The 17,195-nt window shown below is 70.9% G+C and carries 8 protein-coding genes; 4 read left to right on the forward strand and 4 right to left on the reverse strand.

The window, feature by feature from the left end:
* Positions 1 to 106 precede the first annotated feature (106 nt).
* Positions 107 to 544 (reverse strand): MarR family winged helix-turn-helix transcriptional regulator, encoded by a 438-nt coding sequence (locus ACX27O_RS08645; protein WP_036410444.1) that lies wholly within the window; start codon positions 542 to 544, stop codon positions 107 to 109.
* A 338-nt stretch (positions 545 to 882) separates the two neighbouring features.
* On the opposite strand from ACX27O_RS08645, the gene ACX27O_RS08650 reads away from it, so the two are divergent.
* Positions 883 to 3,936, forward strand: coding sequence for a S8 family serine peptidase (locus tag ACX27O_RS08650; protein ID WP_458939204.1), 3,054 nt, complete (start codon positions 883 to 885; stop codon positions 3,934 to 3,936).
* Between the two features lie 212 nt (positions 3,937 to 4,148).
* Here the strand turns inward: ACX27O_RS08650 and ACX27O_RS08655 are convergent, their stop codons facing one another.
* A complete protein-coding gene (locus ACX27O_RS08655; protein WP_458939205.1) occupies positions 4,149 to 7,613 on the reverse strand; it encodes a ThuA domain-containing protein in 3,465 nt (1,154 codons plus the stop codon).
* 189 nt (positions 7,614 to 7,802) lie between these two features.
* On the opposite strand from ACX27O_RS08655, the gene ACX27O_RS08660 reads away from it, so the two are divergent.
* Together ACX27O_RS08660 and ACX27O_RS08665 are read left to right on the forward strand one after the other, a co-directional pair.
* On the forward strand, positions 7,803 to 12,308 hold the full coding sequence (locus ACX27O_RS08660; RefSeq protein ID WP_458939461.1) for a hypothetical protein: 4,506 nt from the start codon (positions 7,803 to 7,805) through the stop codon (positions 12,306 to 12,308).
* 31 nt (positions 12,309 to 12,339) lie between these two features.
* The gene (locus tag ACX27O_RS08665; RefSeq protein WP_458939206.1) at positions 12,340 to 13,680 is read left to right on the forward strand and encodes an esterase/lipase family protein; all 1,341 of its coding nucleotides are present in this window, start codon (positions 12,340 to 12,342) and stop codon (positions 13,678 to 13,680) included.
* A gap of 30 nt (positions 13,681 to 13,710) precedes the next feature.
* Here ACX27O_RS08665 and ACX27O_RS08670 read toward each other — a convergent pair whose 3' ends face one another.
* Positions 13,711 to 14,838, reverse strand: coding sequence for an FAD-dependent oxidoreductase (locus ACX27O_RS08670; RefSeq protein ID WP_358125934.1), 1,128 nt, complete (start codon positions 14,836 to 14,838; stop codon positions 13,711 to 13,713).
* Between the two features lie 94 nt (positions 14,839 to 14,932).
* On the opposite strand from ACX27O_RS08670, the gene ACX27O_RS08675 reads away from it, so the two are divergent.
* Positions 14,933 to 15,586 (forward strand): TetR/AcrR family transcriptional regulator C-terminal domain-containing protein, encoded by a 654-nt coding sequence (locus ACX27O_RS08675; protein ID WP_458939207.1) that lies wholly within the window; start codon positions 14,933 to 14,935, stop codon positions 15,584 to 15,586.
* 61 nt (positions 15,587 to 15,647) lie between these two features.
* On the opposite strand, the gene ACX27O_RS08680 is transcribed toward ACX27O_RS08675, so the two are convergent.
* Positions 15,648 to 17,195, reverse strand: a complete 1,548-nt coding sequence (locus ACX27O_RS08680; protein WP_030327398.1) for an NAD(P)/FAD-dependent oxidoreductase — start codon at positions 17,193 to 17,195, stop codon at positions 15,648 to 15,650.

Consider the following 17,195-nt stretch of genomic DNA (forward strand, 5'->3'; position numbering starts at 1 on the left):
GGTGGTCGTTGTCGGTATCGACGGCGCGGAGTCGTCGGCGCAACCGCCGGTCAGCGTGGCGGCGGCGATGGCCGCCAGGAGGAGAGCCCGATGGGGGCGAGGGCGGTCAGAACGGTTCACCGGTGGCCTCCGCGAGGGTCTGGAGCGCACGCACCACTGCCGCGCGCTGGTCGTCGGGCACGCGATCGAGCAGGGCGGTGAGCCGGGTCCGACGGGCATCGGCCTGTCGGGTGGCGGCCGTGGCGCCCGCGGGAGTCAGCAGAAGCAGAACGCCACGACCGTCACCCTCGGCCGTCTCTCGGTGCACCCAGCCCCGGTTGACCAGGTTGCTGACCAGGCGGCTGACGGTGCTCTTCTCCAGACGCAGCCGGCGAGCCAACTCCACCTGCCGGATCTGCCCCTCGCGAGCGATCTCCACCATGGCGTGCGCCTCCGACACCGGCAAGGGCTGCCCGCAGGGTGTCCGGTCCGGCTGATGGAGGCCGAAATTGCGGACGAAACGCATCAGTGCTTCCTGCGCCGCGTCGAGCTCACCAGCCTGCATGGTTCGACAATACAACCAGATGGTTCGGCCGTTAAACCATTGTGGAGAGCCGCGTCGGAGCCTCTTGGGAGACCTGCTGGACGGTCACCCCTCCGTCGGGCCGACTCTGACCGGGGCGTACGCCCTGCGCCTGCGGGGTCCGGAAAAAGTGATCTAGGCGCGGCCGGCAGAACGTGATCTTATACGCACCGGCGATCCGTAACACCGCGCAAACCATCGATTAACCATCGGCGGCTTAGGTGGGGGAGCGCTCCCATGAGCGGGTCGCGTTCGATGAACAGCTCCACAAGGGAGCAACCGAAAGGAGCCTCGTGGCTACAGGCACGAGCAGAGACAGGGTGCGAAGACTAGCGATACCGACGCTGGTCTTCGCCCTGATCGCCGGCACCGCCGGCATCGCGGGACCGGCGTCGGCGGCCCCGGCAGGAACCAAGGGCGGCGGCGCGGGCGGGTACTTCACCCCCGGGTCCGACAAGAAGGTCATCCTGACCGACGGCGCCGACCGCCGACCGGGCGGCAGGAACGCGGCCGAGCAGCAGGCCACGGCGGACGAGAGCCGCCCGGGCAGGTACATCGTCGAACTGGCCGAGGAGCCCCTGACCTCGTACGCCGGTGGTTCGTCCGGGCTGGCGCGAACCCGCCCGGAGGCGGGTGACCGGCTGGACGTGACGTCCGCGCCGGCGCGGGCCTACCGCAGCCACCTCGACGCGCAGCGCAGCGCCGTCGCCGCCGCCGCGAAGGTCCAGGTCACCGCCGCGTACACCACTGCCTTCAACGGGTTCTCCGCGAAGCTGACCACCGAGCAGGTGACCGCGCTGCGGGCGGACAAGCGCGTCCGCGCCGTCACCGCCTCACGGGCGCTGGGCACCCCGACGCCCCCGCCCACCGCTCCGATCGCGACCACCCCGGCCACCGCCACCCCTGAACAGCGGGACCAGTCGGCGGGAGCGGACACCGCCGGCAGGCCGGACACCCCCGGCAAGCCCGGCAAGCCTGGCCCCGGTACCGGCGCGGGCATGGTGATCGGTGTCCTGGACACCGGCATCTGGCCGGAGAGCGCGTCGTTCGCCAAGACGATGCCCGCCCCCGCGAACTGGCGCGGCACCTGCCAGACCGGTGTCGCCTTCGTGGCCGAGCACTGCAACGGCAAGATCGTCGGCGCGCGGTACTTCGCCGACTCGTGGCTCGCCTACGGCGGCACCGTGCCCGAGGGTGAGATGCTGTCTCCCCGCGACGTGTCCGGGCACGGCACGCACACCGCCTCCACCGCGGCCGGCCTGCCGCTGCCGAACGTCACCATCGACGGTCGCCGCTTCGGCCCCGTCTCCGGCGTGGCCCCGGAAGCCCAGATCGCCGTCTACAAGGTGCTCTGGGGTGGCATGGGCTACGACGCCGACATCATCGCCGGCATCGACGCGGCCGTCGCGGACGGCGTGCAGGTCATCAACTTCTCGATCGGCTCCCAGCTCGGCGACTGGGAGGCCAACACCCCCATCGGCATCGCGTTCCTCAACGCCACGCTCGCCGGGGTCTTCGTGGCCGCGTCCGCCGGCAACACCGGCATCGTGAGCGGGGCCATCAGCAACGCGGCACCGTGGGTGACCACTGTCGGCGCGGCGGTGACCAAGCTCGACGAGGCGACGATCAAGCTGGGCGACGGCACGAAGCTCGTCGGCGGTTCGCTCGACGCCCTGCCCGGTGGCGACTCGCTGCCGATGGTCTTCGGTGACCAGGCCGGCTCGCCCGACCTGGGCGCGGTCTACTGCGAGCCCGGCAGCCTCGACAGCGCCAAGATCAAGGGCAAGGTCGTCGCCTGCGCGCTGTCCGACATGTTCGGCTCCGCCGCCGAGATCAAGGCCAAGGGCGGGGCGGCGATGGTGGTGTTCGACCCGGTCGGCAACTACCGGATCAACTCCATCTTCAACTTCCCGGTGGTCTACCTGCCCACCGAGAAGCAGGCCGGCACCCTCTTCAACTACCTGATGCGCCACCCCACCGACGCGAAGGCCTCAGTGCGCAGCGGCGGTGACGGCTCCAGCGTCCCCGGCCTGCCCAGCGTGGCGGACTTCTCCTCCACCGGCCCGGACAAGGTGACCTTCGGCGTCTTCAAGCCGGACCTGGTCGCACCGGGGTCTGACATCATCGCGGCGGTCTCTCCGGCGGGCAACTTCGGCCGGAACTACGACGCGTACTCCGGCACCTCGATGGCCTCGCCGTACGTGGCCGGCGCGGCGGCGATCCTGCGCGCCACCCACCCGGACTGGTCGCCGGGCGCGGTCGCCTCCGCGCTGCGGACCACCGCCACCGACACCGTCGGCACCACCGACCCGCTGGAGCAGGGCAGCGGGTTCATCAACCTGGCCAAGGCCACCGACCCCGGCCTGGTCATCCAGCCGACGGCGAAGGAACTGGTCACGTTCAGCGAGACGGCCCAGCCCGACGGCAAGGAACTCAACCTGCCGGCGGTCTCGCTGCGTGAGTACGACGGCACCCGCCCGGTGACCGTCACCCGCACCCTGACCAACGTGGGCAAGACGAAGGAGACCTACCGTTCGTCGGTGTCCGGCCTGCCCGGCATGAGGGTCACCGTGTCCCCGGCGTCGGTGACGCTGGCGCCTGGTCACTCCGCCACGGTGACCATCACCGTTCGTCGGGGCGGCGCACCCTGGGACCGGTACGTGACCGGGTCGATCACCTGGCAGGGCAAGGCACACAGCGCCCGGATCCCGGTCGCCGCCCGCCCGTGGGGCATCACCCCCCGGCCGTACGCCGACGACGGCGAGGAGTTCGGCCGGATGACCAACGGTGCGTTCGGCTCGGTCCAGCCCGGCTTCACCGGACCGTTCGTCGGCCGTAGCACCGGTTACACGCCGATGCGGCGGACGTCGTACTCGATGCCGGCCGGCGTCTACGGCGGCGTGTTCGACCCGAAGGCGACCGGTGTGAAGAAGGTCGACTTCACAGTGCCGGCGAACACCGCCGGCATCGTGGTCGAGACCACCACCGACGACCCGAACACGAACCTCGACCTGTACCTGTACAAGGGCGACAAGCTGATCTACAGCAGTGACAGGTACTGGACCAGCACCGAGCAGGCCTACAAGTTCCTGCCCGAGCCGGGGCGCTACACGGCGTACGTGTTCGCGCAGTACCCCGGCGGTCCCGTCGTTGACTTCCAGCTCGGGCACGCCATCATCGGGCGCAACACCACGTACGCGGGTGCCACGTTGGAGGCTCCCGCCAGTGTGGAGCGCGGCCTGACGTACTCGTTCAAGCTGAAGCCGACAAAGCCGCTGGCCGACGGCGACTTCTGGGCGTACACCGAGTGGAGCACCAACGGCACCGTCGTCCCCGGCAACCTCGTCTACACCCAGCAGAGTTCCTGGGAGTAGACCGTTGTGAGCTGTGGGGCGGTGCCGTCGCGCACCGCCCCACAGTCCGCGTCCGGATCAGTCTGGGCGCGCACCGTTCGGTGAGCAACACCGTCGTGCGACCGCCCGGTCGGTGCGCCCGCGCTGCTCGGCGAGTGCGGGCAACTCGGTGTTGCCGGCGAGCTGCCACCGGTGGTGGGCGGAGAGCGACCCCGCCCACCACCGCGTGACGGTCAGCTGACCGTGATGGTCAGGTTGATCGAGCGCGTTTCCCCACTGCTGTAGGTGGTGGTCACCCGAGCGGTGAAGGTGCCCCTGCGGGGGTAGGTGTGGGCGATCGAGCGCAGCGTCGCCCCGTGCGTGACGGCGCTGTTGTCACCGAAGTCCCACGCGTAGTCGGTGATGCTCTGCCCGGACGGTGCCGTCGCGGTGGCCGTCAGCGTGGTGTTCAGCGTTCCGGTGCCGCTGGCCGGGTTCGCCGCCAGTGACAGCGTCCCGCCCGGCTCCTGCTTGACCCCGGCGCCGTTGAACCGTAGCCAGTCCAGGGCGAGCAGGTCCGGGGTGCCACCGGTCTGGGCGGCGTTGACGAACTTCGCGTACAGGGTGGTGGTGCCGGTGGGCTTGTTGGTCAGCGTGACGGTGGGGGAGACCAGGTTGTCCCACCCGCCGGTCGAGGCGACGGCGGCCGTGCCGATCAGCGTGCCGGTCGGCGAGCCGGTGCGCAGCTCGATGGTGCCACCGAGACCGCCGTTGGTCAGGCCGAGGGTCACCGAGCCGACGTTGCGCAGGTCCACCGGCCCGTACGCGACCCAGTCGTTGTGGTCGACGTCGCCGAGCCGCTTGCCGGCGCGGGCGGTGGCCCGGTCGTTGACGGTGACGCCGGACTGGGCGCTGAAGTGCTCCGCCTCCTTGCTCTTCGGCTGCAACTGGACACGGGTCGAGCCGGTCAGCGCCGGTACGCCACCGGCCGCGCCGCCGTCGGTGTACTGCGCGGTGATCAGGGTGTAGAGGTTCTGCCCCGGCCCGTGGCCGTCACCAGCGTCCGCCTCGGTGGAGAGCAGCCCCGAGCAGCCGGTGTAGACGTCCAACGGGTGGGCGTGCTGGTCGTGCCCGAGCTGCGTCTGCACTGTCACCTTGGCGCAGTCGATGGTGGCGTCCTCCGGGTCGGTGACCGTCACCGTGTACGGGATCTTGTCGCCGAAGTCGAAGAAGCCGCCGTCGGGGACGGTGATGGTGACCGTCGGTCGGGTGTTGCCGACGACCACCTCGGTGACGGCGGTGGCGGTCAACCCGTTGCCGCTGTTGCGCACGGTCAGCCGGGCGGTGTATTTGCCGGCGGTGGAGTAGGTGAAGCTCGGGTTGGCGGCGGTCGAGTCGGTGGTGCCGTCGTTGGTGAAGTCCCAGGCGTAGCTGAGCGCCGTGCCGTCACCCGCCGTCGTGCCGGCCGAGGAGAAGCTGACCGACAGTGGCGCGCGCCCGCTGTCCGGGGTGGCGGCGATCTTCGCGGTCGGTGGCCGTCCGTTGGCGACGTAGTCGATCCGGTAGATGCCGGCTCCGGCGTTGCTGCCGCCGCGTCCGCTGCCGGTGCCCTCGCCGAAGTCGATGACGTAGAGCGAACCGTCCGGGCCGAACTCCGCCTCGAAGGGCTGGATCCAGCTCATGGTGTCGAAGATCCCGTTGATCGACTGGAGGTCACCCACGGCGGTCGGCGCGAAGCGGGCGTTGCTGAACGTCTGCGCCGTCTTGTGGATCGACAGCGTCTTGAACCACCTGCGGGTCAGCTCATAGGTGATCCACTTGCCCTCGAAGTACTCCGGGAACTTCGTGGTGCGGGGGTTGGCCGGGTCGTAGTCGTAGACCGGGCCGCTCATCGGCCCGCCACCGCCGGTGCCCAGCTCGGGGAACTGGGTCGAGGCGGAGTACGCGTACCAGACCAGCGCGGACCGGGCCGCCGGCAGGGTGGTCAGACCGGTGTTGTTGGGCGAGTTGTTCACCGGCGCGGCGCAGTTGAACTTCGCCCCGGAGGTGTTGGTGGCGAAGTTGTAGTCGTTGAACGGGACGTTGTTGCCCACGCAGTACGGCCAGCCGAAGTTGCCGGCGCTGGTGATCCGGTTGAACTCGACAGTCCCCTCCGGGCCACGGTTGGGGTCGGCGGCGCGGGCGTCCGGGCCGTAGTCGGCCACCAGCACCGCATTGGTCTGCGGCTCGATGGTGATCCGGAACGGGTTGCGCATGCCCATCGCGTAGATCTCCGGCCGGGTCCTCGCGGTGCCGGCCGGGAAGAGGTTGCCGCTGGGCACTGTGTACGTACCGTCGGATTGTGGGGTGATCCGCAGGATCTTGCCGCGCAGGTCGTTGGTGTTGCCGGCGGTGCCCTGGGCGTCCCAGGCGGCGCGGCCGGCGCGTTCGTCGATCGGGGTGTAGCCGCTGGAGGCGAACGGGTCGGTGTTGTCACCGATCGCCGCGTAGAGCCGGCCGGCGCCGTCCATTGCCAGCGACCCGCCCATGTGCGAGTTGGCCCGGCCCTCGCCCCGGTAGGTGGGGACGGCCAGCAGGCGTTTCTCCGAGGAGAGCGCGACGCTGTTGTTGGCGACGGTGAACCGGGACAGGTTGAGCTGTTTGAGGGTCTTGTCCGACCAGAGCAGGTAGATCCAGCCGTTGCTGGCGAAGTTGCGGTCCAGGGTCATGCCGAGCAGCCCGTCGGACTGGTCGGTCATCGCCGAGGTGTACGCGAAGTCCAGCAGCGTGGTGACCTGGAGCGTGTCCTGGTTGACCACCTTCAGCGCTCCGGTGCGCTGGATGTAGTAGACCTTGCGGTCCGGGCCGACGGCCAACTCGAACGGGTCGGCCAGGTTCTCGGTGACCAGGCCCACCCGTTCGAAGTTGCCGGTCTTGGTGGCCGAGCAGTCACCGGCGACCGCGCCGGCCGCCCACTCGATGCCGTAGCGCAGGTGCTCGAGGAAGGTGGCGCTGCTGAACTGGGAGCTGGCGTGCCCGCCGGCGGTGAACCAGGACCGGCCGCCGTCGTAGCGCTGACACCAGGAGTACGCGTGGTCGACGCCCTCGTCCAGGCCGTTGATCCCGTCGCGCACCTTGATCTGCGCGAGGGTGTGCACTTTGCCGGTCGGGTTGGTCCGCCAGTTGTACCACTCCTCGCTCTGCTCCCAGAGCTCCGGCAGGTTGCGGGTGGAGGGGTGCGCCCGGTCGAGCACCTTGACCCGGCCGGGGAACGTGCCACCGGTGGCGGAGAAGTCGGGGTGGTAGTCGAAAATCGTGCCGACCAGGCCCTCGTACCACTGCCAGTCGCGTTCGCTGGCCGAGGCGGCGTGCAGGCCGGCCCAGCCGCCGCCGTTGCGGATGAACGTCTGCAACGCCGCCCGCTGGCTGGCGTTGAGCAGGTCGCCCGAGGTGGGCAGCGAGTTGGTGTTGTTGAACACGAGAGCGTCGAAGGTGGCGAGGTTGGCGTCGGTGAACGCCGCCGCGTCGGTGGTGGCGACGACCTCGAAGTTGTGGGCGGCGCCCAGCTGCTGGATCGCGGCGATGCCGGCCGGGATCGAGTCGTGGTAGAAGTTGGTGATCTTGGAGAAGACCAGCACCCGGAAGCGCGGGGCGGCCTCGGCGGGCAGGGCGGTGGTGGTGCTCACCACGGCGGCGACGGCGAGCAGGATCAGGCAGAACGCGCGGAGGTGTCGGGGCATGGGGGCGCTCCCTGTTGGACGGTGAGGGGTCGGAAAGCGCTTTCTCGCTGCCCGCATCACGGTACTGACAGCCAGTGACAACCGTCAATAGCGCTCTGGTAAGCGGTTTCCCGCGCCGTTGCGGCTGGTGACCTTTGCACTACGCTGCTTCCTGCGAGATGCGGCGATGAGGAGTACCGGTTGACCGACATGCGCGGCGACGGGCCGGAACGGCCCTGGGGTGAGCTGGTGACGGTCATCATGGACAGGTACGACGCGCTTCCGCCGCTGCGTCGGATTCGTCCGGAGGTGGAAGCGGCGGCGGCCGTCCTGGCTCGCACCGGTTTCATTCGCGCGGCCAGCGACCTTCCCCGCGACGGGCTCGCCGCCAGCGTGAAGGAAGCCATCCGCGAGTGGTCCCCGGACCCGCGCCGGCTGGTGGTCTACTGGGCCGGTCACGGCAAGGCCGTGCACGGCGGCGAGTTTTTTCTGTGCTGCCGGGACACCACCGGCCCGGAGCCGGCGCAGGAGACCGCGATGTCGGCGCGGCGGCTCGGTGAGCTGCTCGCCACGAAGGACGTCGCCGAGATCGTCGTCCTGGTCGACGCGTGCGGCGCCGGTGGTGCTGCGGACGAGATCGTCGACGGGTTCCGCCGGCAGGCGGAGCGTCGCGTCGCGGCCGGTGGCGGCCGGCCCAACATCGCGGTGATCAGTTCCGCGAGCCGGTTCGAGGTGGCGAAGGAACTCGTCTTCTCCCGGGCGCTCGCCGAGGTGCTCAGGGATGGCCCGCCACCGGATCCGTCGTACCTGCCGTGGACCGACCGGGACCGGCACATCACCCCGAACGAGCTGGCTCAGGCGCTGCGGGTGAAGCTCGCGAGCATTGATGCCGGCCGGATCCTGCAGACCCCCGACCATGACATGGCGGGCATGGTGGGCCGGTTCTTCCGTAACCCACGGCACCGCGGCTGGCTGCCAGACGTCAACGTCGATGAGCAGCGCCAGCGAAACGCCTTGCTGCCGGCGGACGTCGTCGAGCACTTCATGCTCAAGTTCCGGGGCATCGATGCCGGAGACGACCAGGGGTGGTATTTCACCGGTCGGCACACCGTACTGCGACGGATCGTGGCCTGGCTCAACGACGACCGGCCGGGCATGCTCGCCGTCACCGGGTCCCCGGGGTGCGGCAAATCGGCAGTGCTCGGTCGGCTGGCGATCCTGTCGGTCCCGGACTACCGGCAGGAGGTGGAGATCCACGGTGGCCTCAGCGGGGTCCCGGTGGACACCATCCCGACAGCCGGGTCGATCCACGCGGGAGTGCACGCCAAGAACAAGGCCATCCTGGACTGTGTCAACGAACTGTCCGAGGCCCTGAACATCACCGCGCCCAGCCGTGGTTGGCAGACCGCGAGCGAGTTCGTGCACCGGGTCAGCGAGGTTCGCCGTCACCGGGCGACGATCCTGCTGGACGCGCTGGACGAGGCACAGCACCGCGACATCCGCCTGATCGCCTCGGAACTGCTGCGACCGCTCGCCGATCTGCCCGGCATCAAGGTCCTCGTGGCTACCCGACCGGACCGCTCGGGTGACCCGGTGAGCGCCGAGCAGGGGCACCGGCCGTTGCTGCGTGCCCTGGGGGTGAGCGACGACCAGGTGATCTGGCTGGACCGCGATGCCGACCAGGACGCGGACATTGCCAGCTACTCGTTCCGGCGGCTGACGCACACCGCCGGCTCTCCCTACGTGGGACGCGACGGCGAGGCCCGGCGCGCGGCGGAGGAGATCGCCGCCCACAGCAACGGCGTGTTCCTCTTCGCCCGCCTCCTCACCCGACGACTCGCCCGGATGCCGCAGGTAGCGGACCTGGGCTCGCCGCAGATGCGCAGCCTGCTCAGCGGCAGCGTGGTCAATGCCTTCGCCGAGGACCTCGCCCGCTTCGGCGACCACGAGCGCAGGGTCCGTGACCTGCTCACCCCGCTGGCGTGGGCGGAGGGCGCCGGGCTGCCGCGCCGGGACGTGTGGCTCACCCTCGCCAACGCCGTCACCGACGGCGGTCGGTACACCGAGGCCGACCTGCACTGGTTGATGGCCAACGCCGGCGCGCACCTGGTGGAGTCGAGTGAGGACGGCCAGGCCGTCTACCGGCTGTACCACCAGTCGTACAACGACTACCTCCGACGGGGCACCCAGACCCGGCGGGTGCAGGCGCTCATCACCAGGGCTCTGGTCGGCCTGACGACGATCGATGGCGTCCGTCGCTGGCCGGACGCCAATCCGTACGTCCTGCGGCACCTGGCGACGCACGCCGCTGCCGGTGACAGCCTGCCGGAACTCGTCGACGACAGCGCCTTCCTGCTCTACGCCGAGCCGACCCGGCTGTGGCGGGTCCTGGCCGGTGTCGACCACCGCGATCGGCCGTTGGTCCGGCTCTACTGGCGCACCGCCGCCGATTTCCCGGACATGTCCACCGCGCAGCGCGCCGCCGCGTTGCAGTCGGTGGCCCTCGCGCACGAGCCGGAAGCCCTGCCGCTGTTGCACCCGGTCGACGAAGTCCCCTGGCGGGGCCTGTGGGGCCGGGGCGAGCGCAGCGCCTTCCACCGACGCCTGGCCGGGCACACCAGCGCGGTGACCGCGGTGGCGATCCGTGAGGTGTCGCGCGACGTGGTCATCGCCACGGCCAGTGGGGACGGCACCGTCCGCGTCTGGGACACGACAGGCAACCACCGGGCGACGCTGCGGGGGCACCGCGCTCCGGTGCTCGCCGTCGAGATCGTCGCCGTCGACGGGCGGAACTTCGTCGCCACCGGTGGCGCCGACGGCACGGTGCGGCTGTGGGACCTCACCACCGGTGCGCAGGAGGCGTCGGTGAGCCACGCCGGCGGTTGGGTGCACGCGCTGGCGGCGGTCACCCTGCCGGACGGGCGGGCGTTGCTCGTCGGCGGCGACGAGGCGGGCAGCGTGCGGATCTGGGGGCTGCCGGCCCTGAACCTGCATGCCACCCTGCCGGACCATCTCACGACGGTGCGGGCGATCGTGACGGCCCAGGGCCGGGACGGCCGCTTCCTCATCGTCACCGGCGGCGACGACGGCCGGGTACGCCTCTGGGACCCCGAGGGGTGGGTCCTGCTGCGGACGTTGGGGACCACCGGTTGGATCTACGCGTTGGCGGCGGCCACCATCGGCGGTCGGCTCCTGCTGGCCACCGGCGGTGCGTTCGGCACGGTGACGCTGTGGGACGCGGGGACCGGCGAGTCCCACGTCAGCTGCACCGGTCACACCGGAGCGGTCAACGCGCTCGCCTTCGGTGAGATCGACGGCCGGACGGTGCTGGCCACCGCCGGTGACGACGGCGGTGTGCGCCTGTGGGACCCGGTGAGTGGCTCCGCGCTGCGCACGCTGCGGCATCCGCCGTCGGTGTACCACGCCGAATCCGACTGGGGCGGCGACGGCCGCCGGATGCTCGCGCTCGAAGGGCCGGAGGGTCCCGGCGATGAGCAGGAGCCGCGCGACAATCCGCCCGGCGACCGGGAGTCGATCCTCGCCCTGGGGTTCAACACGGGTCGAGGGCCGGCGGTGCTGGCCACCGGCGGTGCCGACCGCACCTTGCGGCTCTGGGAGACAGTGACGTCGACCGGCGGCGCCACCCGGGACGACGGCAGGTTCACCACCAGCGCGGTGTTCACCCGGATCGGGTCCGAGCACGTGCTGGTGACCGGCGGCCGTGACGGGCGGGTGCTGGTCTGGGATGCGATGACCGGACGGGTCCGCCAGCCCATCGTCGGGGTCGGTGCGGTGAACGCCCTGGCGGTCACCGAGCTGGGTGGCCGGCCGGTCGTCGCCGTCGCCGCCGGCCAGTCCGTGCGACTGTGCGACGCCGCCACCGGCGACCTGTTGGACGCCACCCGTGGGAACGCCGTGCTGTCCGTCATGGCGGTGGCGTTCTGCGACCTGGGGGAGGGCGTTCTGGTCGCCTACACGGGCGACCTGGGGCAGCTTGTGCTGTGGTCTCCGGCGACGCACGAGAGGTGGACGGTGCAGACGGCGGGCGGTCGGGTCAACGCCCTCGCCGTCGCCGTCCACGGGGACCGGAGGGTCGTGGCGACGGTCGGCTTCTCCGACACCGTCGAGCTGCGGGATCTCGGTGGCGAAGAGGTGCAGCTGCTGGCCGGGCACAAGGGCTACGTGCGGGCGCTCGCGGCCGGTAACCTTTCCGGCCGATCAGTGCTCGCCACCGGCGGGCAGGACAACAACGTCGTGCTCTGGGACGTCGAGCGGGGCGAAAAGATCCACACCCTGCGGGGGCACGGGGAGGCGGTGAACGCGCTCGCCATCGGTGAGATCGACGGGCGCACGGTGCTGGCTTCGGGCGGCGACGACCGCACGGTGCTGCTCTGGGACTGCCGGACCGGCCAGCGTCTGGCCCAACTGACCAGCCAGACGGCGGCCGTACGCGCACTGACGATCATTGAACGTGACGGTCGGACGCTCCTGGCCAGCGGCGGCGACGACGGGGTTCACATGGTGGAGCTGCGGCGACTTCCGGCACCGCCCGAGCAGAGCGGGGCGACGGGCGGCCGCCGGCAGCGCGTCCCGGCGGATGGGCCGGTCTTCGCCCCGGAACCGGAGCCCTCCTCCATGGCGGCGACGCCGACCCCGCCGGAAGAGTCAGAGGGTCGGCGACGCCGCACCTGGATGCCCTGGCCCCGAGGGAACTGAACCATCCGAACCATCCGAGCGGAGGAGCCGCATGCCCACCCGTGACCTGGTCGTCATGGTGCCCGGGGTGACGGGGAGCGTGTTGACGCTGCCCGGGCGGGGCGACGTCTGGAATCTGTCCTGGCCCACGGTCGCCCGAGGCGCTGCGGCGTTCGCCCGTACCGTCGAACTGCTGCGCCTGGCCGAGGGTGCGCCGGGGACGGACGGGCTGCGGCCGGCGGGTCCGGTTCGCGGCCTCCACCTGTGGCCCGGGTTCTATGGCGGCCCCGGGTACGACCGCCTGCTGCGACAGCTCACCGATACCTTCGGCCCGGCTCTGCGGGTGTTCAGCTACGACTGGCGTCGGTCGAACCGGCACACCGCGAGGCTTCTGAACGAGCACGTACGGTCCTGGTTGGACGAGTGGCGGCGCGGCGCTGGCGGCCCGAGCGCCAAAGTCGTCTTCGTCTGTCACTCGATGGGCGGGCTCGTCGCCCGGTACCTCATCGAGGTGCTGGGTGGTCGGGAGCTGACCCGCCGACTGGTCACACTGGGCACGCCCTACCGCGGCTCGGTGAACGCGGTGCGGGCGTTGACCGGCGATGCCTTCCGGCCACTGCGTTCGCTCGGCTGGGACACGCTGCTGACCGACGTCACGCGGACCTTCCCGTCACTGTACGAGCTGCTGCCGACGTACCGTTGCGTGGACGTCGGCGGAGGACCGACGAACGTGCGGGCCGCCGCCCTGCCGGGGCTGCCGCCGGACGCGGTGGCGTCCGGACTGGCCTTCCACGACGAGATCGCCGCGGCGGTGCGGGTGAACGGCCGTCCCGAGTACACAGTTCACGCCGTCGCCGGCAAACGCCAGCCCACCTGGCAGAGCGTGACCGTCGACCGGGACGGCTTGGCGTACGGGAAGGCCTACCAGGGTCGGGACTATCTGGGCGACGGGACGGTGCCGCTGTTCAGTGCCGTGCCACCGGAGTGGGCCACCACCGAGGAGGCGACCTGCTTCGCCGAACGACACGGCCCGCTGACCGCGTCGCGTCGGGTGCTCGACGTGATCCTCGACAAGATCGATCCCGTCGACCTGGGGGAGATCCTGGCGCCGCCGGTGGAACTCGGCCTGGACGTGCCCGAGGTGGCGGTGGCGGACACGCCGCTGCCGGTGGTGGTGACCGCCGATCGGCCGGACCTGCTCCTGCACGCCCGACTCGAGTGCCCGGACCGCGGCGAACCGGTCGCCGTGACCATGTTGCGCCCCGACGGGCACTGCCGTTACGACGGCTACCTTCTGCCGCCGGTGGGGACCTGGCGGATGGTCGTCGAGGCGGTGGCCGAGGTTCCTCCGGTGGTCATCTCCGACCTCGTCTTCGTGGCACCGGCGGGTTGAACGGCCGCTTCCGGGGTGGGACAGCCGTTGTCAGTCCGCGTGTGCCGGTTCCGCCGGCCGGGTGAAGAAGCGGACGATGTCGTCCGCCGCGGTAGGGGACAGCATCATGGCCTGGACCCGCGCGGACATCTCGGCGATCGGGTGGATCCTGGTGAACATCGACTCTTCGTACCCGCGGATCGCCGCGTTCGGGTCGGCGGGGCTGCCGGCGAGCTGGCCGGCGAGTTCCGCCGCGTCGAGCATGGCCTGGTTCGCGCCCTCGCCGACCGGCGGCATGAGGTGCGCGGCGTCGCCGATGAGGGTGACGTCCGGCCGGTTGGCCCAGCGCGTACCGAGGGGCATCGCCTCGATCAGGCGTGGCGTCGGCGGGCTGTCGGCGGCCGCGATGAGTGCGGTGAGGCGGGGGGTCCAGCCAGCGAACAGGTCCAGCAGGGCACGCTTGCTGCGGTAGGTGTCGAGGGGCTGCTCCGGCGCGCGCAGCGAGATCCCGACCCGGAGGCTGCCGTCGCCGAGACGTTGGGCGGCCAGGATCTGGTTCGCGCCGACGCACCACAGGTTCCCGGGGCCGACCAACTCGGCGAGGTCGGGACGGCGCCGGTCGGCGTCCTCGACGCTCAGCTCCACCAGGGTCGCCACATAGGACAGCGCGACGTCGGTCAGCAGCGGGCGGACGACCGAGCGCGCGCCGTCCGCGCCGATGAGGATGTCGCAGCTGGCCCGGTGGCCGTCGTGGAACGTCAGATCCCAGCCCCCGTCGGGGCATGCGGTCGCCGCGACGAGCCGGTGCCCCCAACGAACCGTGCCGTTGGGCAGGGAGTCGAGCAGGAGATCACGCAGGGCGCTGCGGTCGATCTCGGGTCGCCCGGAGAATGAGCCGGGTTGCGGCACGTGGTGCACCAGGGTGCGCCCGGTCGGGTCGAGGATGCGATGTTCCTCGCCCTCGGGCCGCGCCTCCGACTGGAACCGGTCGGCGAGACCCGCCTCGGCCAGTGCCAGCTGCCCGGATTCCGGATGCAGGTCGAGGGCGCCGCCCTGAGGGCGCGCGGACCGGCTCGCCTCGCGGTCGTACACGACCGCGTCGATGCCGTGCCGGTGCAGGATCCGGGCCAGCGTCAACCCGCCGAGGCCACCACCGGCGATCGCGATTCGCGTTCTCATGCCGCTACCGTACACTGTATTTGTGGATACACCGTACGGTAGTGAGCCGTTGTCAGTGTGGGAGCGGCCCGAACCTCAACCGAGGGCGGCGCCGGTGCCGTTGAGCCGGGACAAGATCGCCGCTGCGGCGATCCGGCTCGCCGCAGCGGGCGGCCTCGACGGGCTGTCGTTGCGCAAGATCGCCAAAGAGCTCGGTGTGGGCCCGATGCGGCTCTACGACTATGTGACCAACAAATCCGAACTCCTCGACCTCATGGTCGACGTCGTCTATGCCCGGATCGCCGAGGTGGCCCAGCACGCGCAGTGGCGCGCCACGCTGCTGGCCATCGCCCACGCGACCCGTGACGCCGCCCTCGCGCACGAGTGGTTCGCCGACCTGCTCGGCGGGCGGCCGCACCTGGGGCCGCACGCGCTCGCCGTGGGCGAGGCGACCGCTGCGGCGCTCAGCAAGGCCCCTGCCGTGCGTGACATCGACGACCTCCAGCGAGCCGTGGGCGCCCTCAACGCCTTCCTGGTGGGAGCGGTCCGCAGAGAGGTCACCGAGCGCCGCACCACCCGGTCCACCGGCACCGACCTCGCCGCCTTTCAGGCCCGCCTCGGCCCCTACCTCACCCGCATGTTGACGACCGGCAGGTACCCCACAGTGGCCCGGCTCGTCATCGACGGCGCGCACCTCAATGCCGAGGAGACCTTCCACCACAACCTGACCACCGTCCTGGACGGCATCACCGGCGAACCCCGCAGGTGACCCACCGCCGCGATGGCACTGCCGACTGAGCGTCGGCTCGTTTCGTGAGGCCTGCGCGGCTTCACGCGGGGGGAGCCGGGGCGGAGGACCGCTCGTCCGACCCTCCCGGTGCGCTGATCGAGGCCGCGATGACCCGACTGGGCACCACCGGCGCGTCCCGCCCCGTGCCCCGCCGGTTGTCGCCGCCAGCGGATTCCTCGTGATAGTCCTGCTCCACGTTGACCGACCAGATGTCGTGCGTACTCCCGGTGGCGATGTTCTCGACGGTGAGCATCGCGGTCAGCATCGAGTGGTCCTGGTTGTTGTAGCGGTGCATGCCGTTGCGGCCCACCGGATGCACGTTCGGCACCGCCTCGGCCAGCCAGGCCCGGATCACCTCCACGTTGTGCTGGTAGCGCTCGTCGTACACCGGGTAGGCCTTGGGCATCCGCACGACGTAGCCGGCCTCCACCACACCGGGTCGGACCAACCCCAACCGCTCCAGCTCCGCGGTGGCCAGGGCCACCAGATCGGCATCCGGGGTACGCCACATCTCGTCGTCCTCGAACACGAAGTACTCCAGGCCCAGGCAGGTGCGGCCGTCCTTCACCAGGTACGGCGACCAGGAGCCGAAGTTCTGGATCCGGCCCACCCGCACCTCCGGGTCGTGCACGTAGATCCAGTTGTCCGGAAACGAGAACTCCGCCGGCACGACCAGGGCGACAGTCAGGAAGTCGCGGTAGCGCAGGTCGGCCGCGCAGGCCCGGACCTCCGGCGGGGCCGGCGGGTGCAGCGCGGCCACCAGCTCCGAGATCGGCATGGACGAGATCACGTGGTCGGCCGCCTCGGTGCGCTGCCCGCCCGTGCCGTTGACGGTCACGCTGATCGCCCGTCGGCGGGCCGGGTCGCGGTGCACGGCGGTGACCCAGCTGCCGGTGGACAGCTGCCCGCCCCGCTCGCGGACCCGCTCGGCGCAGCGTTCCCACATCATCCCCGGCCCGTACTTCGGGTACTGGAACTGCTCGATCAGGCTCGTCACGTCGGTGCGCCGACGCCGGGGCAGCAGCGCGTTGCGGATCGCCGTGGCCAGCGACAGGTTCTTGATCCGTTGCGCCGCCCAGTCGGCCTGCAACCGGTGCGCCGGCATACCCCAGACCTTCTCCGTGTACGTCTTGAAGAAGATCGAGTACAGCCGCCAGCCGAACCGGGCCGACACCCAGCCCTCGAAGTGCGACTGGTCGCGTGGTGGTCGCAGCCGGGCGCGCGCGTACGATCCGAGGCAGCGGGCGGCCTCCGGCAGACCCAGGTTGCGCAGGGCGTTCATGGCGCTCAACGGGTAGTTGAACAGGGCTCCCCGGTAGAAGATGCGGCTCATCCGGGGCCGGGTCAGGAAGTCCTCGTCCGGCAGGATCTCGTGCCAGAACGCCTCGACCCGGGGCACCTTCGTGAAGAACCGGTGCCCGCCGATGTCGAACCGCCACCCGTCGCGCTCGACGGTCCGGCTGATCCCGCCGACCACCTCGTCGGCCTCGAACACCTGGACCGATCGGCCGTGCCGGAGCAGCTCGTACGCCGCGGTGAGCCCGGCCGGCCCCGCGCCGATGACCACCGTGCCGATGTGCTCGCTCAT

It is taken from the genome of Micromonospora sp. SD19, from assembly GCF_054462275.1.

What these genes read in the sequence shown, in the direction of transcription:
- ACX27O_RS08680 (WP_030327398.1), bottom strand. Translation starts at nt 17,195, where the DNA reads ATGAGCGAGCACATCGGCACGGTGGTCATCGGCGCGGGGCCGGCCGGG.
- ACX27O_RS08660 (WP_458939461.1), top strand. Translation starts at nt 7,803, where the DNA reads ATGCGCGGCGACGGGCCGGAACGGCCCTGGGGTGAGCTGGTGACGGTC.
- ACX27O_RS08665 (WP_458939206.1), top strand. Translation starts at nt 12,340, where the DNA reads ATGCCCACCCGTGACCTGGTCGTCATGGTGCCCGGGGTGACGGGGAGC.
- ACX27O_RS08670 (WP_358125934.1), bottom strand. Translation starts at nt 14,838, where the DNA reads ATGAGAACGCGAATCGCGATCGCCGGTGGTGGCCTCGGCGGGTTGACG.
- ACX27O_RS08645 (WP_036410444.1), bottom strand. Translation starts at nt 544, where the DNA reads ATGCAGGCTGGTGAGCTCGACGCGGCGCAGGAAGCACTGATGCGTTTC.
- ACX27O_RS08655 (WP_458939205.1), bottom strand. Translation starts at nt 7,613, where the DNA reads ATGCCCCGACACCTCCGCGCGTTCTGCCTGATCCTGCTCGCCGTCGCC.